Genomic DNA, 22,849 nt, shown 5'->3' on the forward strand with positions numbered 1-22,849 from the left:
AAGTCGAACGCGCTCGGAGCCGGCGTTCAGCGCAGCCGGATGATGCGGCAGGGATCGCCTTTCCGGGCCGGCTGCGCGAAGGCGGGGCGGATCGCCAGCGCCTGCGCCTGTGACAGCAGGCCCAGCATCGAGGAATCCTGCCGGTCGAACGGCGTCGCCTCCCAGCCGGCTTCAGTCAGGACGAGGCCTGAGCGCAGATAATCCTCGCGCTCGTCATTGGCTGGCATGTCGCGGCCGAGGATGCCGGGTTCGCTGCGGTCCCGCTCGGGCTCGGGCATGCCCAGCAGCGCCTCGATCAGAGGCACGACGAAAAGATGGCCGCAGACGATCGACGAGACCGGATTGCCGGGCAGCCCGACGGCGACCATCTCGCCCAGGCGGCCGGTCATCATCGGCTTGCCCGGCCGCATCGCGATCTTCCAGAAGCCGAGCGCCATGCCGGCCCGCGTCAACGCCTCCTGCACGAGGTCGTGCGCGCCGACGGAGGCGCCGCCGAGCGTGATCAGCACGTCGGCGCCGGCCGAGCGCGCCCGCTCGATGCGCGCAGCGAGGTCGGGGTAATTGTCGCGCGCGATGCCGAGATCGAGCGCGGTCGCGCCGGCCTGCTCGACGATCGCTGCCAGCGAGAAGCTGTTGGACGCGACGATCTGGTCGGGCCCGACGGTCTCTCCGGGCGACACGAGTTCGTCGCCGGTGGCCAGGATCGCGACCAGCGGCTTGGCGCGCACTGGCAGGGCAGGGTGCCCCGCCGCCGCAGCCAGGCCCAGCGCCGCGCTGTCGAGCCTGCGCCCTGTCTTGAGCAGCACGTCGCCTGTCGTGAAGTCGAGACCAGCCGCCCGGATAAACTTGCCCTTGGGCGCGGATTCGCGAACGTGGATGGTATCGCTGCCGACACCGTCGGCATTCTCCTGGATCAGGATCGTGTCGGCGCCTTCGGGGATCGGCGCCCCCGTGAAAATCCGCACGGCCTCGCCCGGATGGAGCGAGCCGGCAAAGGAACGGCCCGCCGCAGATTCGCCGATGACCCGAAGCGCCGTGCCGGGCGCCAGGTTCTCCGCCCGCACGGCATAGCCGTCCATGGCCGAGTTGGCGAAGGGCGGCTGCGTCCGCAGCGCGGTGACGTCTGCCGCCAGAACGCGCCAGGCGCATTGCGCCAGCGGCAGGGTCTCGGCCGCGGTCGGCCTCGGCACGCTGTCGAGCAGGGCCTCGAGCGCGACCGGGACCGGGGTCAGGGCCATCAGAGCGTCTCCGCCTCAGTGCCGCCGGCAGTGAAGGTGCCGGATTTGCCGCCGGATTTGTGGACCAGACGGATGCCCTCGATCCGCATGGCGCGGTCGGCCGCCTTGACCATGTCGTAGACCGTCAGGCAGGCGACGCTGACGGCGGTCAGCGCCTCCATCTCGACGCCGGTCTGGCCCTTCATCCTGACCTCGGCACGCACGCGCACGCCCGGCAGCGCCTCGTCCAGATCCAGATCGACCGTAACCTTGCTGATGAGCAGCGGGTGGCAGAGCGGGATCAGCTCATGCGTCTTCTTGGCGGCCATGATGCCGGCGAGACGGGCGGTACCCAGCACGTCGCCCTTCTTGGCATCGCCGTCGCGCACGATCGCCAGCGTCTGCGGCTGCATCACGACGCAGCCTTCCGCGATGGCGGTGCGCGAGGTCTCGGCCTTGTCGCCGACATCGACCATATGGGCCTGTCCGCGCGCATCGAGATGGCTGAGCTGGCTCACGCTGCGCTGTCCTGCATTCCAGTGAGGAGTTCGCGCGTCGCGGCGGCAACGTCGGCCTGCCGCATCAGGCTTTCGCCGACGAGAAAGGTGCCGACGCGGATACGGTTCAGCCTTAGGATGTCGGCATGGCTAAAGATGCCGCTCTCGCTGACGACGATGCGCTCAGCCGGCACGCGCGGCGCCAGCCTTTCGGTGACCGCGAGATCGACCTTGAAATCGCGCAGATCGCGGTTGTTGATGCCGAGCAGCGGGCTTTTCAGGGCAAGCGCGCGGTCGAGCTCGACCTCGTCATGGACCTCGATGAGAACGTCCATGCCGAGCTCGAAGGCGGTCGCTTCGAGATCGCGCGCGGTGGCGTCGTCGACGCCGGCCATGATGATCAGGATGCAGTCGGCGCCCCAGGCCCGCGCCTCGAAGACCTGGTAGGGATCGTAGAGGAAATCCTTGCGCAGCGCCGGCAGGCCCGACGCCGAGCGCGCCTGCATCAGGAACTCCGGCTGGCCCTGGAAGGAGGGGCCGTCGGTCAGCACCGAAATGCAGGCCGCGCCGCCCGCCGCATAGGCCCGCCCCAACGCCGGCGGGTCGAAATCGGCGCGGATCAGGCCCTTGGAGGGGCTGGCCTTCTTGATCTCAGCGATCAGCGCTGGGCGCCCCTCCGCGAGTTTCACCGAGAGTGCGTTGGCAAAACCGCGCGGCTTGGGGGTGGAGCGCGCGCGGCTCTCGATCTGCCCGATGGGCACGGCCTGCTTGGCGGCTGCGATTTCCCGGCGCTTATAGGCCTCGATCTTAGCGAGGATGTCGGTCATCACCGCCTCACGCGTTCGAGGAGGCGACGAGCGAAGCCAGCGTCGCCTTGGCCTTGCCGGTATCGAGCGCGGCGGTCGCCTGCGCCAGCCCGTCGCTGAGATCGGCGGCCTTGCCCGCGACCACGAGAGCTGCCGCGGCGTTGAAGGCCGCGATATCGCGGAAGGCCGTCTTCTGCCCGTCGAGAACCGCCCGCAGTGCGGCTGCATTCTGGGCCGGCTCGCCGCCGCGCAGATCCTCGGGCCTGGCGCGCGGCAGACCGACATCGTCAGGGCTGATCGTGAAGCTCTCGACCTTGCCGTCCTGAAGGGAGACGACGCGAGTCGGCCCGGTGGTGGTGATCTCGTCGAGCCCGTCGGAGCCGTGCACGGCCCAGATCCGCGTCGAGCCGAGCGTCGCCAGCACCTTGACCATCGGTTCGAGCCACGTCTCGGAGAAGGCGCCGATCAGCTGCTTCCTGACGCCGGCCGGATTGGAGAGCGGTCCCAGCAGGTTGAAGATCGTGCGCGTGCCGAGCTCGACGCGCACCGGCGCGACATGGCGCATCGAGGCATGATGCGTCGGCGCGAACATGAAGCCGACGCCGGCCTGCGCGATGCAGCGCTCGGTCGCCTCCGGATCGAGCCCGACCTTGACGCCCAGCGCCATCAGCACATCGGCGGCGCCGGATTTCGAGGATGCCGCCCGGTTTCCGTGCTTGGCGACCGGCACGCCGCAGGCGGCCGTGATGATCGCCGCCAGCGTCGAGACATTGTAGGAGCCCGACGAATCGCCGCCTGTGCCGACGATGTCCATCGCATCAGTCGGCGCCTTGACCGTCAGCATCTTGCCGCGCATCGCGCCGACCGCGCCGGTGATCTCCTCGACCGTCTCGCCGCGCACGCGCAGCGCCATCAGGAAGGCGGCCGCCTGGGCATTGGTGACGCCGCCGGACAGGATCGTGTCGAAGGCGTCGCGGGCCTCGTCGCGCGACAGCGAGGCTCCGGTCGCGACCTTGGCGATGAAGGGCTTGAAATCGTCCATGGGAACTCTGTGCAGCAGCAGCTTTGAAAATGGGCGGGATCAGACGGCGCCGGCTAAGGCGGCGGGCTCATGCTCGCGCTGCCATCGCTCGGCGAGATCGAGAAAATTCCGCAGGATCGTGGCGCCGTGCTCGGAAGCGATGCTTTCGGGGTGGAACTGCACGCCATGCACCGGCAGGCTGCGATGCGACAAAGCCATGATCAGCCCGTCCCCGCTCGTGGCCTCGATCTCGAGATGGGCCGGGCAGGTCTCGCGGGCGACCACCAGCGAGTGATAGCGCGTCGCCTGCAGCGGCCCGTTGATGCCAAAAAACAGGCCGCGCGCCTTGTGTTCGATGGTCGAGACCTTGCCATGCATCGGCAGCGGAGCGCGCACGACGTCGCCGCCAAAAGCCTGGCCGATGGCCTGGAGCCCGAGGCAGACGCCGAAGATCGGCTTGACCCCCGCACCCTCGCGCACGAGGTCGAGGCAGATGCCGGCCTCGTTGGGGGTGCAGGGACCGGGCGAGAGCACGATCGCGTCGTGATCGTCCCCGAGCGCCTCAGAGACCGTCAGCGCGTCGTTGCGGCGCACATCGACCTGCGCTCCCAGCCCGCCGATCAGGTGGACCAGGTTCCAGGTGAAGCTGTCGTAATTGTCGATCAGCAGAATGCGCATCGGCCGGGACCATGGATTTTGGCCTCCGGTCATGCACGGTGGAGGCCCGGCTGGTCAAGTTCGGGGCAGGGCGGGCGGCGCCTGCACCGTCTCCCGCAGGATGCTCGGGCGCGACGATCCCTGTTCCCTCGCGCGCGATCCCGGTCTAGAGCATCACGCTGTTCCCAAAACCTGACGGCATGGCCTGACGACGATGTACGACATCAAATGGATTCGCGAGAACGCCGCGGCGTTCGACAGAGGTCTTGAGCGCAGGAGCTTCAAGGAGACCTCGTCGGACGCGTTGTTCAAGCTCGACGACGCCCGTCGCGCCGCCATCGCCAAGGCCCAGGCCTCGCAGGAACGCCGCAACGCGCTGTCGAAGGAGATCGGCAAGGCGATGGGGGCGAAGGACGTTGTCCTCGCCGAGCAACTCAAGGCCGAGGTCGCGTCCCTGAAAGAATTGCAGCCGGCGCTGGAGGCCGAGGAGAAGGCCGCCAAGGCCGCGCTCGACGAGCAGCTCGCGGCGATCCCCAACACGCCCAACGACGACGTGCCTGATGGCGCCAACGAGCACGGCAATGTCGTCAAGTCGACCCATGGCGTGAAGCCGGAGGAGACCGGCAAGCGGCTCATCGGCGTCAACCAGCCCAAGGAGCATTACGAGCTCGGCGAAGCGCTCGGACAGATGGATTTCGAGACGGCGGCCAAGCTCTCCGGCTCGCGCTTCGTCGTGCTGGAGAGGCAGATCGCGCGGCTCTCCCGGGCGATCGGGCAGTTCATGCTCGACACGCATACGGAGGAGCATGGCTACACCGAGGTGATGCCGCCGCTGATGGTGCGCGACGAAGTCATGTTCGGTACGGCGCAACTGCCGAAATTCCGTGACGACCAGTACGCGATCACTCCGGGTTCGCTGTCGCCAGGTTGGATCGCTGAGAAGATTAGGGCCGCAGCGATCGCGGAGTTTGAGAGCGAGGGGCCGCGCACTTTTGCCAACCTTGGCCACCTGTCTGCGATGGAAAAGTATGAGAGGGCCGACGAACTCGCTCGGAGGATGCTCGTTGACATTGTCGACGACCCGGGCGCGAGACGCTGGCTCATCCCCACCGCCGAAGTCCCCCTCACCAATCTTGTCCGCGAATCGATCCTCTCCGAGGAAGAACTCCCGCGCCGCTACACCGCGCTGACCCCCTGCTTCCGGGCCGAGGCCGGCTCTGCGGGGCGTGATACGCGCGGCATGCTGCGCCAGCACCAGTTCGAGAAGGTCGAACTGGTCTCGATCACCACGCCCGAGAAATCGGCCGAGGAGCATGAGCGCATGCTGTCCTGCGCCGAGGCCGTGCTAAAGAAGCTCGACCTGCATTATCGGGTGATGACTTTGTGCACCGGCGACATGGGCTTCGCCTCGCAGAAGACCTACGACATCGAGGTCTGGCTGCCCGGCCAGAAGACCTATCGCGAGATCTCCTCCTGCTCGGTCTGCGGCGATTTCCAGGCGCGGCGGATGGATGCGCGCTACCGGGCCAAGGAGGGCGGCGCGCCGCGCTTCGTCCACACGCTCAACGGCTCGGGCACGGCTGTCGGCCGCGCGCTGATCGCGGTGATGGAGAACTACCAGAACGCCGACGGCTCGATCACCGTGCCCGACGTGCTGGTGCCCTATATGCGCGGCGTGACGAAGATCGAGAAGGCGTGATGCCGGCAAGCGACGGCGCGACGCTTCTTTCCTTCTCCCCTCGCGGGAGAAGGTGGCCGCGCAGCGGCCGGATGAGGGGGCGCCGTGACCTTTCGGGTTGCCTCCCTTCCACCGGCGTATCGGGATGCGCACGGCGCCCCCTCACCCCAACCCTCTCCCGCGAGGGGAGAGGGGCCCTGTCGCGGTTCGCCGCTTCGATTTGTCTGGCGATGAAAGACCTCTGACCATGCGCATTCTCGTCACCAACGACGACGGTATCCACGCCGAGGGGCTTGCGGTGCTGGAGCGCATCGCGGCGCAGTTGTCCGACGACGTCTGGGTGGTCGCGCCCGAGACCGACCAGTCGGGCGTGGCGCATTCGCTGTCGCTGTCGAACCCGTTGCGGCTGCGGCAGATTTCCGAGAAGCGCTTCGCCGTCACCGGCACCCCGACGGACTGCGTCATCATGGCGGCGCGCTCGATCATGATCGAGAACCGGCCCGACCTCGTGCTGTCGGGCGTCAATCGCGGCCAGAACGTCGCCGAGGACGTGACCTATTCCGGAACCATCGCCGCCGCGATGGAAGGCACGCTGCTCGGCATTCGCTCGATCGCGGTCAGCCAGGGTTACGGCCCCGGCGGGCGCGACCAGATCCACTGGGACTGCGCGGAGCACCATGCGCCCGGCATCATCCGCCGGCTGCTGGAGGAGGGCATCCCCAAGGACGTGCTGTTCAACCTGAACTTCCCCAATGTCCCAGCGAGCGAGGTTGCCGGCATCGCGGTCACCGTGCAGGGGCGGCGCGATCAGGAGCTCATGCAGCTGCAGCCGCGCCAGGACGGCCGCGGCAACCCGTATTTCTGGATCGCCTTCGCGCGCAGCAAGAGCGAGCCGGCCAACGGCACCGATCTGCGGGCGCTGGCGGAGAAGAAGATCTCGGTGACACCGCTGGAACTCGACCTGACCCATGAGCCGACGCTGACCCGCTTCGCGCGGGTGTTCGCTTGATGCCGGACCGTCATTGCGAGCGTAGCGAAGCAATCCAGGGGAGCTGGCTCGCCGGCCCCTGGATTGCGTCGTCGCTGCGCTCCTCGCAATGACGGAGGACGGCAGCATGAGCGAGGAAGCGCCGGCCAGCGAGGGTGAGCGCACCGTCGCCTTCCTGCTGTCGCTGCGCGCTCAGGGCGTGCGCGATCTCACCGTCCTGCGCGCCATGGAGAAGGTCGCGCGCGAACGCTTCGCGCCGTCGCGCTTCGCCGATCTCGCCCGCCAGGACGTCTCGGTGCCGCTGCCCTGCGGCCAGACCATGACCGCGCCGCACACCGTCGCGGCGCTGCTGACCGCGCTCGACATGCAGCCTGCCGCCCGCGTGCTCGAGGTCGGCACCGGCTCGGGCTATGTCGCGGCGCTGCTGGCGGCGATGGGGGGCGAGGTGGTCTCGCTCGAGCGCTATCGCACGCTGGCTCTGGCGGCGCATGAGCGTGTCGAGGGCAGCGGCTTTGGCGGCGCGGTCGAGTTGCGTCATGCCGACGGCTTCCAGGCCGATCGGACATTGGGGCGTTTCGACCGAATCCTCGTCAACGGCGTCACCCACGCCATCCCGGAATCACTGATGATGCGGCTGTCGCCGGGCGGGCGCCTTGTCGGGGCGCTGCGCGTCGAGGGCGCGGCGCGGCGCGTGGTGGTGACGCGGCTGGCCGATGGCGGCTTCGATCACGCCATGGGCCCGATGGTGCGCCTGCCGCCGCTGGTGCCGGGGCTGGCGCGGGCGCTTTAGGCTGCTTAGCGCCGAGGGCAGCCACTCGTCCTTGAGTTGGTTCTGATCGATCTGCCGACGGCCTGCGAAAAAGCAAACGTGACGGCGCGGTGCGAAACGCTTTCGTAACCTGAACGGGGCTTTAATGCTGGCTATCGAGTTGCGTTGTTCGCGAGTGCCAGTTCCATGCGTAGCCAAGCCGGATCGGTCAATTTCAGCCTCGTCCTTCGCGCGTCGACGGCGTGCTTCCTGGCGGTGAGCGTCAGTGCCTGCTCGTCGGAGGCGATTCGCTTCACGGACACGCCCTTCGCCAGTCCATTCAAGAGCGCCCAGGCCTCGGCCCCGGCGCGCGATCCGGCGACCACCGGCTCGATCGGTCGCTCCGTCAACGCTCCGGTGTATTCGACGCCTGCGCCGGCCGTGAGTGCTGTTCGCTCGCAGCCTCTGCCGCCGCCGCAATCGGCCGTGGCGCTGCGCAGTGCGGCTCCCCAGCCTGTCGTCGGAAATGCCTCGGGCTGGAGCGCTCAGGGCGGCACGCCGATCGTAGTCGCCCAGGGCGAGACACTCGACACGATCTCCTCGCGCTACGGCGTGCCGCGCGCGGCATTGATCTCGGCGAACGGATTGTCCAGCGCCAGCGTGGCGCCGGGCTCTCGGTTGACGATTCCCGTCTATAACGCTGCCGCTGGCGGTTCAGCGCCCGCTCCGAGGCAGCAGGTCGCTCAGGCTCCGGCCGAGACGCGCTCGGATGCCTCGCGCTTCGTCACCGGGCCGGCTCCCGCGGCTTCGGTCGCGCCGATCCGCCCGGTCGCTCCGGTGCAGGATGCCCGCGCCAGGGTGGCTCCGGTTGCGAAGGCTCCCGTCGATGCCAAGGCGGGCGCTGCTCAGGCGAAGGCCGCAGCTGCCGCCGAGGCCAAGGAAAAGGCTGAGGCCAATGCGCTGGCGATGCGCGAATCGCGCGCCCGTTTCGCCGCCGAGGCCAAGGCCAAGGCTGCCGCCAAGGCGTCCGCGCCGGTTGCTGCCGCTCCTGCTCAGCCTGCCGCCAAGCCCGTCGTTGCCGCCGTGAAGCCGGTGCCCGTGGCCAAGCCCGTCGCCGCCGAGGCCAAGCCGGTCGTCGAAAAGGTGAAGCCTGTCGTGGTCGCCAGCGCGCCGGCGACCGAGCCGAAGATCACCGCCGTGCCGAAATCCGAGCCGGAGCCGGCCACGACGGCGAGCCTCGCCAAGCCGGAAGAGGCTGGCGACAAGGCCGATTTCCGCTGGCCGGCCCGTGGCCGCGTCATCGCCGGCTTCAGCGGCCGTGGTGGCAATGAGGGCATCAACATCGCCGTGCCGGAGGGAACTCCGATCAAGGCAGCCGAGGGCGGCACCGTCGCCTATGCCGGCAACGAGCTGAAGGGCTACGGCAATCTCGTCCTGATCCGCCACCCCAACGGCTATGTCTCGGCCTATGCCCATGCCGGCGAGCTCAACGTCAAGCGCGGCGAGACGGTGAAGCGCGGCCAGGTCGTCGCCAAATCCGGCCAGACCGGCAACGTCTCCTCGCCGCAGCTTCATTTCGAACTGCGCAAGGGCTCCTCGCCGGTCGATCCGACCCCCTATCTCAACAACTGATCTCGTCCGAGTTTCCCTTCGACCGGTCTCCGCGAGACCCCGCCGGTCGGAACAAGGCGGGGCGGTCCCAGGACAGGCCGCCCCGCCATTTTTTTGCCTGCCGCCGATCTCTCGCCCTATGCTTGTCATGTGTCGTTTATACATGCATAAGTTGTATATGGGGTGGGGGATGAGACATGCGAGCAATTCTTGGCCTGGCGCTGGCAGCGCTCTGCGCGGGCTGTCACGGCGGTGATTTCGGAGCGGATCTGAGCTTCTCGCGCAGTGCCGGGCTCGGCTACCGCAATGCGGGTCTGTTCAATCCGGGAACGCTTTATCTGTTCGACCAGTCGACGGCGACGTTGATACGCCTCTCGGACGACATTCCATTGCAGCGGCGGCCGGGCGAGGCTGCGCCGACGACGCTGACCTCGACGCGGATCGATGGCATCGCGCTGACAGGCACCTTCCCCAACGAGGCGGTGAAGACGGAGATCGCGGCGGCGGTCGGGACGAAGGTCAGTTTCGTCGCGGAGAATGCCGTTCGCGACGACTACCAGTCCGTTTATACCGGCCTGGCTCAAGCCTATCGCACCGGCACGGATGCCGGTGAGGATATGAAGGGCCGGTGGTATGTCGACGAGGTGGTGGGCCAGCGTGGCAAATACTACGTCGTCGTCAGCGGCATCGTTCGTGCCGACAAGGCGTCGCTGGTCGTCGGCGGCCTCAAGGACGACAATGTCGTCGATATTTCGGTGTCGGTCCCCGGGCTGGCGACACCCGTCAAGGTCGCCGTCACGCATGGTCGCTCGGTGAATTGCTCCGGCAAGTCGGCGCCCTGCTTCTTCAACGTCTCCGTGATCAAGCCCTATCTGGGGCCAGAGAAGCGCCTGGCCTTCCGGGAGGGCAGGGGCGTCGATCTCGACAGGCTGTCGGAAGCCTTGCGCAAGCTTTGACTCGGATGCGTCATGGTCGGGCTTGATCCGACCATCTCGTGCTCGCGCCTTTTCCTGCCTGAGATTCTCAGGCTCTGCGCTTCGCTTCGCCCTAGAATGACGGGCGTCTTTCACCCCTCCAGCGGCTTCCCCAACCGTCCCGCCAGATCCTGAATATACTGCCAGGCGGTGCGGCCGGAGCGGGAGCCGCGGGTCGTCGCCCATTCCAGCGCCTCCTGGCGCAGCGTCTCGGGCGCGATCGCCAGCCCGAAATGGCCGACATAGCCGTCGATCATCGCGAGATACTCGTCCTGACTGCATTTGTGGAAGCCGAGCCAGAGGCCGAATCGGTCCGACAGCGAGACCTTCTCCTCGATGGCCTCGCCGGGATTGATCGCGGTCGAACGCTCATTGTCCATCATGTCGCGCGGCATCAGGTGGCGCCGGTTCGAGGTGGCGTAGAACACGACATTGCCGGGCCGGCCCTCGACGCCGCCGTCGAGCGCGGCCTTGAGCGATTTGTAGGAGGTGTCCTCGCCGTCGAAGGAGAGGTCGTCGCAGAAGACGATGGCGCGATGCGCGTCGGGGCGCAGCAGCCCCATCAGCACGGGCAGGCTTTCGATGTCCTCGCGGTGGATCTCGATCAGCTTCAGGGGCAGGGGGCCTGACTGCGAGCCTTCACCCTTCAGGCGCCGGTTGGTGTCGGCATGGACGGACTTGACCAGCGAGGATTTGCCCATGCCGCGCGCGCCCCAGAGCAGCACATTGTTGGCCGGCAACCCTTTGGCGAAGCGCTCGGTGTTCTCGGCCAGCGTGTCGCGGACGCGATCGACGCCGCGCAGCAGCGACAGCGCGACGCGGTTGACCTTCGCGACGGGCGCAAGCTCCGAGCCGGCCGGGTGCCAGACGAAGGCATCAGCCAGCGTCAGGTCGGCGGCCTTGCGAGCCGGGGGAGCGATCCGCTCCAGCGCATTGGCGATACGCAGCAGGGTGGCGAGCGTCTGGTCTGTCGCGAGGTCGGTCATGAAGCAGGCTTTCGCAATGTCGGTCCGTAACCGTACCCGGCGTTACGGTCTGGAAACGGTAAAGCGCGCCGCTGACGGAAGTGCAAGGCCATTGCGCGAATAGCGCTGAGCCCATAGGTGATGAGCGCGGCCGGGGCACCCCGGCCATCCGGTTGATTTACCGGCGTCGCTGGCTATAGTCCGCGCGATTTTTTAAGCCTGTGCCGAACTGTGCCGCGCCCTGCGGCCGGTGGTGCGTTGCGCCGCCGCGATGAAGGAGCCCTTTCGTGATCACCCCCGCTTTTGCCCAAGCCGCTGGCGCCGGTGGCTCCACAGACATGCTGATGTCGCTGGTGCCGTTCGTCCTGATCTTCGTGATCATGTGGTTCCTGATCATCCGGCCGCAGCAGAAGCGGGTGAAGTCGCATCAGGAGCTGCTCAAGAACGTCAGGCGCGGCGACACGGTGGTCACGGCCGGCGGCATCGTCGCCAAGGTCTCCAAGGTGATCGACGACGCCGAGGTCGAAGTCGAGATCGCCGAAGGCGTCCGCGTGCGCCTGGTCAAGGGCATGATCACCGACGTCCGCACCAAGAGCGAGCCAGTCAAGAGCTGAACCAGCCCCCGGCGGGGCAATATCAGGTTCCGGCTCCTCGACGGGCCGGCGCACGACAACAAGGCTGTTTCCGCAGATGCTCCGTTTCCAGACCCGCAAGGTCATCGTCGTCCTGCTCGTCCTGCTCTTCGGTTGCGGCTTTGCCCTGCCGAACCTGTTCTCGCCCGAGACGCGCAAGGCGATCGAGGCCGGCGCTCCCTCCTGGATCCCGCGCATCCTGCTGCCGATCCATGCCGTCGTGCTCGGCCTCGACCTGCAGGGCGGCTCGCATGTGCTGCTCGAGATCGACCGCGCCGATCTCGTCCGCAGTCAGGTGATGCAGCTGCGTGACGACGTCCGCCGCATCCTGCGCGACGAGCGCATCAGCTTCCAGGGCGGCATCGGCATGACCGCGCGCGGCGTCAGCGTGCGTGTGCCGGAAGCTGCGGACCGGGCGAAGCTCCTGCCCAAGCTGCGCGAACTGGCCCAGCCTGTGGGAACGCTCGGGGCCTTCGGGCCGTCGGGCAACAACACCATCGACATCGCCGAGCAGCCCGACGGGCTGATCCAGCTCTCGGTGACGGAGGGCGGCGCCAATGAGCGGGTCCGCCGTGCCGTCGAGCAGGCGATGGAGGTGCTGCGCCGCCGCGTCGACGCGCTCGGCACGACCGAGCCCAACATCCAGCGCCAAGGCCTCGACCGGATTCTCGTCCAGGTGCCGGGCCTGCAGGACCCGCAGCGGCTGAAGGACATCCTCGGCCAGACCGCCAAGCTGCAGTTCCGCATGGTCGCAGAGAGCCAGGCTGGTGATGTCGACATGCTGCCGTCCAACGATGCCGGCGGCTCGCTGGTGCCTGTTGAACGCCGCGTCATCGTGGAGGGCGCTGACCTCGTCGACGCACAGCCCGCCTTCGATTCCCGCACCAGCCAGCCGATCGTGAACTTCCGCTTCAACATCCGTGGCGCTCAGCGCTTCGGCCAGGCGACGACGGAAAATCTCGGTCGCCCGCTCGCCATCGTGCTCGACAACCGGGTGATCTCGTCGCCGGTCATCCAGTCGCCGATCACCGGCGGCTCCGGCCAGATCTCGGGCAACTTCACCGTCGAATCGGTCAACAACCTCGCCATTCTGCTGCGCGCCGGCGCGCTGCCGGCGAAGATGACGATCGTCGAGGAACGCACCGTCGGCCCGGGCCTCGGCGCCGACTCGATCCAGGCCGGCAAGATGGCGACCCTGATCGCGACCGTGCTGGTGATCATCTACATGATCGCGACCTATGGCGTGTTCGGCCTCATCGCCTCGATCGCGTTGCTGGTCCATGTCTGCCTGATCTTCGGGCTGATGTCGGTGCTGGGTGCGACGATGACGCTGCCGGGCATCGCCGGCATCGTCCTGACCATCGGCACGGCGGTCGATTCCAACGTGCTGATCTATGAGCGCATGCGCGAGGAGGCCCATCAGGGCCGCAGCCTCGTCTCGGCGCTCGAGGCCGGCTTCCAGCGCGCCTTCGCCACGATCATCGACTCCAACGTCACCATGCTGATCGCGGCGGTTGCGCTGTTTTCGCTGGGCTCTGGCCCGGTGCGCGGCTTCGCGGTCGTTTTCATCCTCGGCATCCTGACCACCGTCATCACGGCGGTGACGCTGACCCGGATGCTGATCGCGCTGTGGTATCGCTGGGCCCGTCCCAAGACCCTTCCGTTCTGACGCAAGCCAACTGAGGAGATCAGCGCATGCGTCTGCTTCGCATCGTTCCCGATAACACCACCTTCAAGATCGTCCGCTTCCGGCGCTTCAGCTATCCGTTCTCGGCCGCGTATTCGCTGCTGGTGATCGCGCTGTTCCTGACGATCGGCCTGAATTTCGGCATCGATTTCCGCGGCGGCACGCTGATCGAGATGCAGTCGAAGGCCGGACGGCCCGACATTGCCTCAGTGCGCCAGACGGCGCATGGGCTCGGCTTCGGCGAGGCCGAGGTCCAGGAATTCGGTTCCGGCGGCGAAATCTCGATGCGCTTTGCCCTGCAGCCGGGCGGCGAAGTCGCGCAGCAGCAGGTCGTCGTCAAGGCGCGCGACGCCTTCTCGTCGACCTATGATTTCCGCCGGGTCGAGACCGTCGGCCCGCGCGTTTCCGGCGAACTGGTCCAGGCGGGAACGCTGGGCGTCGTGCTCGCGATCGTCGGCGTGCTGATCTATCTCTGGTTCCGCTTCGAAATGCCGCTCGCGATCGGCGCGATCCTCGGAACGCTGCACGACATCGTGCTGACGATGGGCTTCTTCCTGATCACCCAGCTCGAATTCAACCTGACCTCGATCGCGGCGATCCTGACCATTGTCGGCTATTCGCTGAACGAGACCGTGGTGGTGTTCGACCGCACGCGCGAATTGCTGCGGCGCTACAAGACCATGCCGGTCGCAGACCTGCTCGACCTTTCGGTCAATTCGACGCTGTCGCGCACCGCGATCACCTCGACCACGACGGTGCTGGCGCTGATCGCTCTCGTGCTGTTCGGCGGCTCGGCGATCGAGGGCTTCGCGCTCGTTATGCTGTTCGGCGTCGTCGTCTGCACCTATTCGGCGATGTTCATCTCGACGCCGGTGCTGCTCTACATGGACGTCCGCAGCATGGCGGCCCGCGAGGACGCTCTCGAAAAGTCGGTCGCTGCGGGCAAGGCCAAGGCCAAGGCCTGACGCGCAGCGCGGAATCCGCCATGGCCCGCTTCGACGGCTTCGTTCCCGGCCGACACCAGCTCGACGCCTTCGGCGCGGGTGGCTTCCGCTTCGCCGGCATGAGCCATCGCGGCTCGGTCCTGGCGACGCCTTCAGGCATCCGGATCTGGCCGGTGACGCGCTTTTCCGAGATCACGCCTGACACGCTGCAGCCAGTGTTGGACGAGGCCGAGTCGATCGATTTCCTGCTGATCGGCACCGGCCCCGACATCGCCTTCATTCCGCAGGCCTGGCGCAGCCTGCTCTCCGAGCGCGGCATCACCGTCGAGGGCATGGCGACGGGGGCGGCAGCGCGGACCTACAACGTGCTCGTCGGCGAGGACCGACGTGTTGCAGCGGCGTTGATTGCGGTCGATTGATCCGACTTTCGCCAAGATCCGATTGCATCCGTCGTGCCGAGGTCTGCGTCTTACGCGCCTCATGACGCCGGGGTTCGGGCGCGACATCGCAAGGCGCGTCTGGATTTCTGGTCCGTTCCCTCCCACATTCGGCCGATGCCCCCTCGCACCCGCAAGCCTCCCAACGCCGACCGCATCATTCCCGACGACAGGGTCGAGGTCCTGCCGCCGGGGCGCGGTCTTGTGCTCGACTGGCGCGTGATCGCGCCGACGGTGGCGCTCGGCGTCGTCACCGGATTCGCCGCGAGCCTGGTGGTGGGCGGCGGCGGGCTGTTGCGCCATGCCGTCGTCGGCGTGCTCGGCATGCTGGTCGGGCAGGGGCTGGTCAGGCTGACCGGCTGGCGCGTACGCACCGGCCATGCTGTGCTCGACGAGGCGGCGATGGCGGTCATCGGCGCCATTCTCGTCGTGCTGCTGGCGCGATTCATCGCCTGAAGAAATATCGCCCGAGGGAACTTGGGCGATGGCGGATTGTTTGATCGGCGCGCATGCGCGTAAGGCTCTGGGGGACGACCAATGGAAAACTTCGCCGCAACGATGGCCCAGCCGGGCTATGGTTTCTTCGCTACGATCTTCATCGGCATGCTCGCCGGCTGGATCGCCGAGCGCCTGACCTCGGCGGATCACGGCCTCTTCACCAACATGCTGGTCGGCGTTGCCGGCTCCTTCCTCGGCAGCCGGGTCGCCGAGCTGATGGACATCCAGATCTTCGGTTTCTGGCGGACGCTCGCGGCAGCAGTCGTCGGTGCGGTGATCGTGATCGTGATCTGGAACGCGGCGCGCGGTCGCAATTGACGCATTCGCATGTCCGGACGGCGCGAGGCGGGACCTGACGAGGTTGCCCTGACGCTCCGGGGCGATTAGCTAGAGGGCGGGCGGCGGCCAGCGGGCCGCCGCGATGGATTATGTCCCGATGGCTCTCGTCCTCGACCTGCTCAATCGCGATCCGCGACCCAATGTCGGCAATCCCAAGGCCGGAGGTCCCGGCGTGTCGGAACCGCCGCGCCACCCGGAGAAGCAGAAGCGTCCGGAGAATCCGATCCTGCGCAAGCCGGACTGGATCCGCGTCAAGGCGCCAGGCTCGCCGAAATGGGCAGAGACCCAGAAAATCGTCAAGGAAAACAAGCTCGTCACAGTTTGCGAGGAGGCGGGCTGCCCCAATATGGGCGAGTGCTGGGAGAAGAAGCACGCCACCTTCATGATCATGGGCGACACCTGCACGCGCGCCTGTGCCTTCTGCAACGTCAAGACCGGCGTGCCGCAGGCCCTCGATGTGCTGGAGCCGGCGAAGGTCGCCCAGGCCGTCGCCAAGCTCGGGCTCGAGCATGTCGTCATCACCTCGGTCGATCGCGACGATCTCAAGGATGGCGGCGCCGAGCATTTCGCCCAGGTGATCCGCGCCATCCGCAAGGCCTCGCCCGCCACCACGATCGAGATCCTGACGCCGGACTTCCTGCGCAAGCCCGGCGCGCTCGAAGTCGTGGTCGCGGCGAAGCCGGACGTCTTCAACCACAATCTCGAGACCGTACCGGGCAAGTACCTCACCGTTCGGCCGGGCGCGCGCTATTTCCACTCACTGCGGCTGCTGCAGCGGGTCAAGGAACTCGATCCGACCATTTTCACCAAATCCGGCATCATGGTCGGCCTCGGCGAGGAGCGGAACGAGATCCTGCAACTGATGGACGACCTGCGCTCGGCCGATGTCGACTTTATCACGATCGGCCAATATCTCGCGCCGTCGCGCAAGCACCACGCCGTGATCCGCTTCGTGACGCCCGAGGAGTTCAAGGGGTTCGAATCGATCGCCTATGTGAAGGGCTTCCTGATGGTGTCCTCGACGCCGCTGACGCGCTCGTCGCATCACGCCGGCGAGGATTTCGCGCAGCTGCGCGCGGCCCGCGCCGCCAAGACCGGCTGAGGCTGCCGCTCCGCTCATGCCGATGTTCAACAACACCCGCCGGGTGAAGCACACGCCGCAGCAGATGTTCGCGCTCGTCGCGGATGTCGAGAAATACCCGCTATTTCTGCCGCTCTGCGAGGGCTTGACGGTGCGCCGCCGGACGCCGGGCGAAGGCGGCAGCGAAGTTCTGCTGGCGGATATGAGCGTCGGCTACAAGGCGATCCGTGAGACCTTCACCAGCCGGGTGACGCTCGATCCCGCCAATCTCAAGATCCTGGTCGAATATGTCGACGGGCCGTTCCGCTATCTGGAAAACCGCTGGACCTTCAAGCCGCATGACAGCGGCTGCGAGATCGGCTTCTTCATCTCCTATGAGTTCGCCAGCCGCATGCTTGGGCTCCTGATGGGGGCGATGTTCGACAAGGCCTTCCGCAAATTCGCCGAAGCCTTCGAACGCCGCGCCGATCTCGTCTATGGCGGTAGCGTAAGCACGGCGGTCACCGCCCCCTGAACACCTGGCGCTTTGTCGCTGATGCGGTCAGGGCTGCGCCAGCGCTGCCTCGCGCAGCAGATCGAGAGCTTCCAGCACGCTCACGCGACGGATTTCGTCGCGGCCGACGACGGTGAACCGCTTCTCGCGATGCAGCGTCGCGCCTTGCGTCGCGCAGGCAAAATGCACCAGGCCGACCGGCTTGGCCTCGCTGCCGCCATCGGGCCCGGCGATTCCAGTGATCGAGACTGTCAGCTTGGCGCCAAGCCTGTCCCGCCCGCCCTCCGCCATGGCGCGCGCGACCGGCTCGCTGACGGCGCCGTGCTGCGCGATCAATTCCGGCGGAACGCCGGCCAGGATCGTCTTGGCCTCGTTGGAATAGGTCACGAGTCCGCCCAGGACCATGCTGGACGACCCGGAGATCGACGTCAGCGCGCCGGCGACGAGACCACCCGTGCAGGATTCGACGGTCGCGACCGTGGTGCCGCGCTCTCGGCTGATATTCAGCAGCTCTGCGGCGAGCGAACGGATATCGAGGTCGAACATATCAGCTACTCCTGTTCCGGCAGCCGGATCGTCGCGGTGGCGAGGGCCGCAAGGCCCTCCCTGCGGCCGGTGAAACCCATCTTCTCCGAGGTCGTCGCCTTGATCGCAACCTGATCGACGCGGATGCCGGCTGCAACCGCGATGGCCTGGCGGATCGCCTCGCGATGCGGCCCGACCTTGGGCGCCTCGCAGACGATGGTGAGGTCGAGGAAATCGATCCGACCGCCGCGCTGCCGGACACGCTGAGCGGCAAAGCTCAGGAAGCGATGCGAGGCCGCGCCCTTCCATTGGGGATCGCTCGGCGGGAAATGCGTGCCGATATCGCCCTCGGCCAAGGCTCCCAGCAGCGCGTCGGTCAAGGCGTGGAGCGCGACGTCGCCGTCGGAATGCGCCAGCACGCCACGATCATGGGCGATCCGGACTCCGCCGAGCCAGACATGGTCGCCATCGGTGAAGGCGTGTACGTCGTAGCCGGTGCCGACGCGAACGACCAGGTTGCCTGCGGCCGGTGCGCCGGCGCGGATGAAGTCCTCGGGGTGGGTCAGCTTCAGGTTCGCGGGTTCGCCCGGAAAGGTGGCGACGGGATGCCCGGCCCATTCCATCAGCGCCGCGTCGTCGGTGAAGCCGTCCAGGCCTGCGGAGAAGGCAGCGCGATGGGCCGCCAGGAGCGCCTCGAAGCGGAAGGCCTGAGGCGTCTGCACGCTGACGAGCCGGTCGCGCGGCGGCGTCTCGGCGATCTGGCCGGCGACGTCGATACGCTTGATGGTATCCGTGACCGGCAGGGCCGGTATCGCCGCGATGCCGTTGGCGCCGATGGCTTCGATCGCGGCGCCGATCAGCGCGGCGGAGACGAAGGGGCGAGCCGCGTCATGGACCAGCACCGAGCCATCGAAGCCTGCTTCCGCCAGCGCCTCCAGACCGAGCCGGACCGAGTCCTGGCGGGTCTCGCCCCCCGGCGTCGGTGATGAAAGCCGGGCATCGGCTATGTGGCCGACTGCGCCGTCATAGCGTGTCTCGTCTCCAGCCCCGATCACCACCGCGATCAGACTGATAGCCGGCTGCGCCAAAAACGGCGCCAGAGCATGATCGAGAACAGGGCGCCCCCCGATCAGGCGATACTGCTTGGGGCCATCGCCTCCGGCGCGAAGGCCGCGACCGGCCGCGACGATGAGCGCCGCGACGGGCAAGGTGTTGTCATGTGGTTCGGCGGTCACGGCTATTGGTCCTGCGTGAGGTTCGGTGATAGTCGCAGGGGCGGGGATCGCCAAGCCGGAAACGGCGCTGTGGGTGCGGCAGGGGGGTGCGGCAATGATGCGATGCAATATCGACGCGCGGCTCTTGCGCAGCTGTCACAATGTCCAATAAATAAGCACAATGCAGGTTGCCTCAAATTCAGGCCCTGGCATCATCTCTTCGCTTGGCGCAGGGCTGGTGTCGCGCGCGTTCCTGGCCCCGATGTCCGGCGTGACGGACATCGTCATGCGCCGCATTGCCGCGCGCCACGGCGCCGGGCTCGTCATCTCCGAGATGGTCGCATCGGATGAGTTCGTGCGTGGCAGCGAGGAAGCAAGGATCCGCGCCGAAGGCGCTGGCATCTCGCCCCATGTCGTGCAGCTGGCCGGCTGCGATCCGCACTGGCTGGGCGAGGCGGCTCGCCTGGCCGAGGCGAACGGCGCCGCGATCGTCGACATCAACATGGGCTGCCCGGCCAAGAAGGTGACCGGCGGCTGGGCCGGCTCCGCCTTGATGCGCGATCTCGACCATGCGGTGTCGCTGGTGGAGGCCGCGGTCGCTGCGGTAAAAGTGCCGGTGACGGTCAAGATGCGTCTCGGCTGGGACGATGCTTCGCGCAATGCGCCGGAACTGGCGCGGCGCGCCGTCTCCGCGGGCGCAGGGATGATCACCGTGCATGGCCGCACGCGCCAGCAATTCTACAAGGGCGTCGCCGATTGGAAGGCGATCCGTCCTGTACGCGAGGCTGGCGATTTTCCGCTCGTTGCCAATGGCGACATCCACGACGTTGCCGATGCGCGCGCCTGCCTGTCGCAGTCGGGCGCCGACTTCGTCATGGTCGGCAGGGCTGCTCTGGGGCGGCCCTGGCTGGTCGGCGCGATCGGCGCACAGCTCACCGGGCGGCCAGTGCCGGACCTTACGCTGCCGCAGAAGCTGGCGCTGGCGCGCGAGCACTATGAAGGTCTGCTGAGCTTGATGGGGCAGGCTCATGGCGTCCGCCATGCACGCAAGCACCTGGCGGCCTATGCCGATGATGCTGTCGCCAGTGGCGGCCACCCTGATCAGGATCGGCGCCGCGTCCTTCTGACGGCGGACGAGCCGAGCCAGGTGATCGAGGCGATGACGCGCCTGTTTTCTGTCGAGTACAGCCGCGTTGCGGCCTGAAGCCAAGGGTAACGCGTATGACGATGGCGGTCGCCGAGAGTGGCGGAAAGAGCATGGATGATTATCTGCTCGATCCGATCGAGATGCAGGCCCTCAATGTCCTGCCCATGCCGGTCGTGGTCGTCGGCGATGGCCACGGCATCCTCTACGCCAATACCGCGGCGGAGGACTTCTTCCAGTCGAGCGCCGTCGTGCTCAAGCGCCAGCGTATCGACGACCTGATCGCCTTCGGCTCCCCGGTCCTTGCTCTCGTCGAGGAGGTCCAGCGGCGCGGCTCGAGCGTCAGCGAGTACCGGCTCGACCTTGGCTCGCCGCGGCTGGGCTCCGATCGGGTGGTCGATGTTTTTGCGTCGCCTTTGCCCGGTCACGGCGATACCGTCGTGCTTATGCTGCAAGAACGGACAATTGCTGAAAAAATGGACAGACAACTGACCCACCGCGGGGCAGCGAGGTCCATCACGGCGCTCGGAGCCATGCTCGCCCATGAGATCAAGAACCCGCTTTCGGGCATTCGCGGCGCCGCCCAGCTTCTCGAGGCGACTGTTCCTGACAGCGAGCGCATGCTGACGCAATTGATCTGCGATGAAACCGACCGGATCGTGAAGCTGGTCGAGCGGGTCGAGCTGTTCGGCGACGAACGTCCCACCGAGCGCGACCCGGTCAACGTCCATGATGTGCTCGACCATGTGAAGCGGCTGGCGCAGTCGGGCTTCGCGCGGCATATCCGCTTCAACGAGATCTACGATCCCTCTCTGCCTCCCGTCTCCGGCAATCGCGACCAACTCGTTCAGGTTTTGCTCAATTTGGTGAAAAATGCAGCGGAAGCGATCGGAACCCAGTCGATCGACGGCGAGATCACCCTGACCACCGCCTACCGGCCGGGCATCCGCATGCAGGTCGCGGGCTCGTCGGGCCGCATCGCGCTGCCGCTCGAAATCGGCGTCCGCGACAATGGCCCAGGCGTGCCTGCCGATCTTCTTCCGCATCTCTTCGATGCCTTCGTCACGACCAAGGCGCAGGGCAGTGGCCTTGGACTTGCACTTGTCGCCAAAGTGATCGGCGATCACGGCGGAATCGTCGAATGCGAATCCGTCTCTCGCCGCACGACGTTCAGGATTCTGCTGCCGCTGCACCAACTTCGGGCGCGACAGACAGCGTAAGGCCTACAGGACCACAGTGAATGCCGACCGGTAACATTCTTGTCGCGGACGACGATGCCGCGATCCGCACCGTCCTCAATCAGGCCCTTGCGAGGGCTGGATACGAGGTGCGGACGACCGGCCAGGCGGCGACGCTCTGGACCTGGGCCGCCCAGGGGTTGGGCGACCTGATCATCACCGACGTGGTGATGCCGGACGGCAATGCCTTCGACCTGCTGCCGCGCATCAAGCGCGTGCGGCCGGAGCTGCCGATCATCGTCATGAGCGCGCAGAACACCTTCATGACGGCGATCAAGGCGTCGGAGCGCGGCGCCTACGAATATCTCCCCAAGCCATTCGACCTCAAGGAACTCGTCGCCATCGTCGGCCGTGCCTTGTCTCGCCCGCGCGGCGATGGCGGGCGCTCGGTTGCCGCCGAACCCGACGACATTCCGCTGATCGGCCGTTCGCCGGCGATGCAGGACGTCTACCGGGCCTTGGCCAGGCTGATGCCGATCGACCTGACCGTGATGATCAACGGCGAATCCGGGACCGGCAAGGAGCTGGTCGCGCGCGCCCTGCACGACTACGGCAAGCGCAAGAACGGGCCTTTCGTCGCCATCAACATGGCGGCCATCCCGAAGGACCTGATCGAATCCGAGCTCTTCGGCCATGAGAAGGGTGCCTTCACCGGCGCGCTGACGCGATCGTCCGGCCGCTTCGAGCAGGCCGAGGGCGGAACGCTCTTCCTCGACGAGATCGGCGACATGCCGATGGAGGCCCAGACACGCCTGCTTCGGGTGCTGCAGCAAGGCGAGTACACCACTGTCGGTGGCCGCACCCCGATCAAGACCAATGTCCGCATCGTGGCGGCGACAAACAAGGATCTGCGCATCTCGATCGCGCAAGGGCTGTTCCGCGAGGACCTGTTCTTCCGGCTGAACGTGGTGCCGATCCGCCTGCCGCCCTTGCGCGAGCGCGTCGAGGACATTCCGGATCTGGCGCGCCATTTCTTCACGCTGGTCGAGAAGGAAGGGCTGCCGCGCAAGCAGATCGATTCGGAAGCGATGGACGTGATGCGTCGCTATCGCTGGCCGGGCAACGTCCGCGAACTCGAGAATCTCGTGCGCCGCCTTGCTGCGCTCTATCCCCAGGAAACCATCACGGCGCCGATCGTGGACGCCGAGCTGCAACCGGCAAGCGCGACGACGAGCTTCTCCGGCGCTTCCTCGCAGGAGCGCGCCGAGACATTGTCGGGTTCGGTCGAGCGCCACCTGAACCAGTATTTCGGCGGCTTCGGCGACAACATCCCACCGCCCGGCCTCTATCATCGCATCCTGCGCGAGGTCGAGCCGCCGCTGATCGCGGCTGCGCTCGCCGCGACGCGCGGCAATCAGATTCGGGCTGCAGAGCTGCTGGGCCTCAACCGCAACACGTTGAGGAAGAAAATACGCGAGCTCGACATGCAGGTGGTCCGCTCGCCACGCTGATTTG

At 67.0% G+C, this 22,849-nt stretch carries 24 protein-coding genes; 16 read left to right on the top strand and 8 right to left on the bottom strand.

Annotated features, from left to right (window positions below):
* Positions 1–26: 26 nt before the first annotated feature.
* From AE618_RS05190 to AE618_RS05210, 5 genes are read right to left on the bottom strand one after another with little or no spacing between them, the layout of a single operon-like run.
* Entirely contained in the window at positions 27–1,238 is a 1,212-nt protein-coding gene (locus tag AE618_RS05190) for a molybdopterin molybdotransferase MoeA (protein ID WP_054207958.1), read from the bottom strand.
* Positions 1,238–1,735, bottom strand: coding sequence for a cyclic pyranopterin monophosphate synthase MoaC (gene moaC, locus AE618_RS05195; RefSeq protein WP_054207959.1), 498 nt, complete (start codon positions 1,733–1,735; stop codon positions 1,238–1,240). Before moaC ends, AE618_RS05190 begins: the two co-directional genes overlap by 1 nt.
* Positions 1,732–2,544 carry an indole-3-glycerol phosphate synthase TrpC gene (gene trpC, locus AE618_RS05200; protein WP_054207960.1) on the bottom strand — a complete coding sequence of 271 codons (813 nt, stop codon included), beginning with the start codon at positions 2,542–2,544 and terminating at the stop codon, positions 1,732–1,734. Before trpC ends, moaC begins: the two co-directional genes overlap by 4 nt.
* 4 nt (positions 2,545–2,548) lie before the next feature.
* Complete coding sequence (gene trpD / locus AE618_RS05205; RefSeq protein WP_054207961.1) at positions 2,549–3,562, bottom strand: anthranilate phosphoribosyltransferase; 1,014 nt, start codon at positions 3,560–3,562, stop codon at positions 2,549–2,551.
* A 39-nt stretch (positions 3,563–3,601) separates the two neighbouring features.
* Positions 3,602–4,219: an anthranilate synthase component II gene (locus tag AE618_RS05210; protein WP_054207962.1), complete on the bottom strand. Its 618-nt coding sequence runs from the start codon at positions 4,217–4,219 to the stop codon at positions 3,602–3,604.
* Positions 4,220–4,412: 193 nt separating this feature from the next.
* Here AE618_RS05210 and serS point away from each other — a divergent pair, with 193 nt between their 5' ends.
* The 5 genes from serS (at position 4,413) to AE618_RS05235 (ending at position 10,179) form a co-directional block, all read left to right on the top strand.
* Positions 4,413–5,897 (top strand): serine--tRNA ligase, encoded by a 1,485-nt coding sequence (gene serS, locus AE618_RS05215; RefSeq protein ID WP_054207963.1) that lies wholly within the window; start codon positions 4,413–4,415, stop codon positions 5,895–5,897.
* A 226-nt stretch (positions 5,898–6,123) separates the two neighbouring features.
* Entirely contained in the window at positions 6,124–6,885 is a 762-nt protein-coding gene (gene surE / locus AE618_RS05220) for a 5'/3'-nucleotidase SurE (RefSeq protein WP_054207964.1), read from the top strand.
* 106 nt (positions 6,886–6,991) lie between these two features.
* A complete protein-coding gene (locus AE618_RS05225) occupies positions 6,992–7,654 on the top strand; it encodes a protein-L-isoaspartate O-methyltransferase family protein (RefSeq protein WP_248310751.1) in 663 nt (220 codons plus the stop codon).
* 165 nt (positions 7,655–7,819) lie between these two features.
* The gene (locus AE618_RS05230; protein ID WP_054207966.1) at positions 7,820–9,244 is read left to right on the top strand and encodes a LysM peptidoglycan-binding domain-containing M23 family metallopeptidase; all 1,425 of its coding nucleotides are present in this window, start codon (positions 7,820–7,822) and stop codon (positions 9,242–9,244) included.
* A 176-nt stretch (positions 9,245–9,420) separates the two neighbouring features.
* Positions 9,421–10,179, top strand: a complete 759-nt coding sequence (locus tag AE618_RS05235; protein WP_054207967.1) for a hypothetical protein — start codon at positions 9,421–9,423, stop codon at positions 10,177–10,179.
* A 110-nt stretch (positions 10,180–10,289) separates the two neighbouring features.
* On the opposite strand, the gene AE618_RS05240 is transcribed toward AE618_RS05235, so the two are convergent.
* Complete coding sequence (locus tag AE618_RS05240) at positions 10,290–11,183, bottom strand: ATP-binding protein (RefSeq protein WP_054207968.1); 894 nt, start codon at positions 11,181–11,183, stop codon at positions 10,290–10,292.
* 317 nt (positions 11,184–11,500) lie between these two features.
* Here AE618_RS05240 and yajC point away from each other — a divergent pair, with 317 nt between their 5' ends.
* From yajC to AE618_RS05280, 8 genes are all read left to right on the top strand, one after another.
* Positions 11,501–11,776 carry a preprotein translocase subunit YajC gene (gene yajC, locus AE618_RS05245; RefSeq protein WP_054207969.1) on the top strand — a complete coding sequence of 92 codons (276 nt, stop codon included), beginning with the start codon at positions 11,501–11,503 and terminating at the stop codon, positions 11,774–11,776.
* Between the two features lie 76 nt (positions 11,777–11,852).
* A complete protein-coding gene (secD, locus tag AE618_RS05250) occupies positions 11,853–13,463 on the top strand; it encodes a protein translocase subunit SecD (protein WP_054207970.1) in 1,611 nt (536 codons plus the stop codon).
* Positions 13,464–13,489: 26 nt separating this feature from the next.
* Positions 13,490–14,446 (top strand): protein translocase subunit SecF, encoded by a 957-nt coding sequence (secF, locus tag AE618_RS05255; protein WP_054207971.1) that lies wholly within the window; start codon positions 13,490–13,492, stop codon positions 14,444–14,446.
* A gap of 20 nt (positions 14,447–14,466) precedes the next feature.
* On the top strand, positions 14,467–14,844 hold the full coding sequence (locus tag AE618_RS05260) for an Mth938-like domain-containing protein (protein WP_054207972.1): 378 nt from the start codon (positions 14,467–14,469) through the stop codon (positions 14,842–14,844).
* Between the two features lie 135 nt (positions 14,845–14,979).
* Complete coding sequence (locus tag AE618_RS05265; RefSeq protein WP_248310752.1) at positions 14,980–15,318, top strand: GlsB/YeaQ/YmgE family stress response membrane protein; 339 nt, start codon at positions 14,980–14,982, stop codon at positions 15,316–15,318.
* A gap of 81 nt (positions 15,319–15,399) precedes the next feature.
* Positions 15,400–15,678 (top strand): GlsB/YeaQ/YmgE family stress response membrane protein, encoded by a 279-nt coding sequence (locus AE618_RS05270; protein ID WP_054207973.1) that lies wholly within the window; start codon positions 15,400–15,402, stop codon positions 15,676–15,678.
* 118 nt (positions 15,679–15,796) lie between these two features.
* Entirely contained in the window at positions 15,797–16,801 is a 1,005-nt protein-coding gene (gene lipA / locus AE618_RS05275) for a lipoyl synthase (protein ID WP_054207974.1), read from the top strand.
* Positions 16,802–16,817: 16 nt separating this feature from the next.
* On the top strand, positions 16,818–17,294 hold the full coding sequence (locus AE618_RS05280; protein WP_054207975.1) for a type II toxin-antitoxin system RatA family toxin: 477 nt from the start codon (positions 16,818–16,820) through the stop codon (positions 17,292–17,294).
* A 27-nt stretch (positions 17,295–17,321) separates the two neighbouring features.
* Here AE618_RS05280 and AE618_RS05285 read toward each other — a convergent pair whose 3' ends face one another.
* Both AE618_RS05285 and AE618_RS05290 read right to left on the bottom strand, forming a co-directional pair.
* Positions 17,322–17,819: a CinA family protein gene (locus AE618_RS05285; RefSeq protein ID WP_054207976.1), complete on the bottom strand. Its 498-nt coding sequence runs from the start codon at positions 17,817–17,819 to the stop codon at positions 17,322–17,324.
* 5 nt (positions 17,820–17,824) lie between these two features.
* Complete coding sequence (locus AE618_RS05290; protein WP_248310753.1) at positions 17,825–19,033, bottom strand: bifunctional 2-C-methyl-D-erythritol 4-phosphate cytidylyltransferase/2-C-methyl-D-erythritol 2,4-cyclodiphosphate synthase; 1,209 nt, start codon at positions 19,031–19,033, stop codon at positions 17,825–17,827.
* 160 nt (positions 19,034–19,193) lie between these two features.
* Between AE618_RS05290 and dusB the strand changes: the two genes are divergently transcribed.
* The 3 genes from dusB to ntrC are packed head-to-tail and all read left to right on the top strand — an operon-like array spanning position 19,194 to position 22,845.
* On the top strand, positions 19,194–20,216 hold the full coding sequence (gene dusB / locus AE618_RS05295; RefSeq protein WP_082365002.1) for a tRNA dihydrouridine synthase DusB: 1,023 nt from the start codon (positions 19,194–19,196) through the stop codon (positions 20,214–20,216).
* A 53-nt stretch (positions 20,217–20,269) separates the two neighbouring features.
* Positions 20,270–21,376, top strand: coding sequence for a two-component system sensor histidine kinase NtrB (locus AE618_RS05300; protein ID WP_054208027.1), 1,107 nt, complete (start codon positions 20,270–20,272; stop codon positions 21,374–21,376).
* 20 nt (positions 21,377–21,396) lie between these two features.
* A complete protein-coding gene (gene ntrC, locus AE618_RS05305; protein WP_054207977.1) occupies positions 21,397–22,845 on the top strand; it encodes a nitrogen regulation protein NR(I) in 1,449 nt (482 codons plus the stop codon).
* Positions 22,846–22,849: the final 4 nt, after the last annotated feature.

It is taken from the genome of Allobosea vaviloviae (genome assembly GCF_001298265.1).
Classification (GTDB): Bacteria; Pseudomonadota; Alphaproteobacteria; order Rhizobiales; family Beijerinckiaceae; genus Allobosea; species Allobosea vaviloviae_B.

Excerpts from the sequence above, each read along its gene's own strand:
- serS (WP_054207963.1), top strand. The coding sequence starts at position 4,413 with ATGTACGACATCAAATGGATTCGCGAGAACGCCGCGGCGTTCGACAGA.
- AE618_RS05285 (WP_054207976.1), bottom strand. The coding sequence starts at position 17,819 with ATGTTCGACCTCGATATCCGTTCGCTCGCCGCAGAGCTGCTGAATATC.
- AE618_RS05270 (WP_054207973.1), top strand. The coding sequence starts at position 15,400 with ATGGAAAACTTCGCCGCAACGATGGCCCAGCCGGGCTATGGTTTCTTC.
- AE618_RS05240 (WP_054207968.1), bottom strand. The coding sequence starts at position 11,183 with ATGACCGACCTCGCGACAGACCAGACGCTCGCCACCCTGCTGCGTATC.
- yajC (WP_054207969.1), top strand. The coding sequence starts at position 11,501 with ATGCTGATGTCGCTGGTGCCGTTCGTCCTGATCTTCGTGATCATGTGG.
- secD (WP_054207970.1), top strand. The coding sequence starts at position 11,853 with ATGCTCCGTTTCCAGACCCGCAAGGTCATCGTCGTCCTGCTCGTCCTG.
- AE618_RS05235 (WP_054207967.1), top strand. The coding sequence starts at position 9,421 with ATGCGAGCAATTCTTGGCCTGGCGCTGGCAGCGCTCTGCGCGGGCTGT.
- ntrC (WP_054207977.1), top strand. The coding sequence starts at position 21,397 with ATGCCGACCGGTAACATTCTTGTCGCGGACGACGATGCCGCGATCCGC.
- AE618_RS05190 (WP_054207958.1), bottom strand. The coding sequence starts at position 1,238 with ATGGCCCTGACCCCGGTCCCGGTCGCGCTCGAGGCCCTGCTCGACAGC.
- AE618_RS05210 (WP_054207962.1), bottom strand. The coding sequence starts at position 4,219 with ATGCGCATTCTGCTGATCGACAATTACGACAGCTTCACCTGGAACCTG.
- trpD (WP_054207961.1), bottom strand. The coding sequence starts at position 3,562 with ATGGACGATTTCAAGCCCTTCATCGCCAAGGTCGCGACCGGAGCCTCG.
- AE618_RS05300 (WP_054208027.1), top strand. The coding sequence starts at position 20,270 with ATGGATGATTATCTGCTCGATCCGATCGAGATGCAGGCCCTCAATGTC.
- AE618_RS05230 (WP_054207966.1), top strand. The coding sequence starts at position 7,820 with ATGCGTAGCCAAGCCGGATCGGTCAATTTCAGCCTCGTCCTTCGCGCG.
- surE (WP_054207964.1), top strand. The coding sequence starts at position 6,124 with ATGCGCATTCTCGTCACCAACGACGACGGTATCCACGCCGAGGGGCTT.
- AE618_RS05265 (WP_248310752.1), top strand. The coding sequence starts at position 14,980 with ATGCCCCCTCGCACCCGCAAGCCTCCCAACGCCGACCGCATCATTCCC.
- AE618_RS05280 (WP_054207975.1), top strand. The coding sequence starts at position 16,818 with ATGCCGATGTTCAACAACACCCGCCGGGTGAAGCACACGCCGCAGCAG.
- dusB (WP_082365002.1), top strand. The coding sequence starts at position 19,194 with ATGCAGGTTGCCTCAAATTCAGGCCCTGGCATCATCTCTTCGCTTGGC.
- AE618_RS05225 (WP_248310751.1), top strand. The coding sequence starts at position 6,992 with ATGAGCGAGGAAGCGCCGGCCAGCGAGGGTGAGCGCACCGTCGCCTTC.
- AE618_RS05260 (WP_054207972.1), top strand. The coding sequence starts at position 14,467 with ATGGCCCGCTTCGACGGCTTCGTTCCCGGCCGACACCAGCTCGACGCC.
- secF (WP_054207971.1), top strand. The coding sequence starts at position 13,490 with ATGCGTCTGCTTCGCATCGTTCCCGATAACACCACCTTCAAGATCGTC.
- lipA (WP_054207974.1), top strand. The coding sequence starts at position 15,797 with ATGGCTCTCGTCCTCGACCTGCTCAATCGCGATCCGCGACCCAATGTC.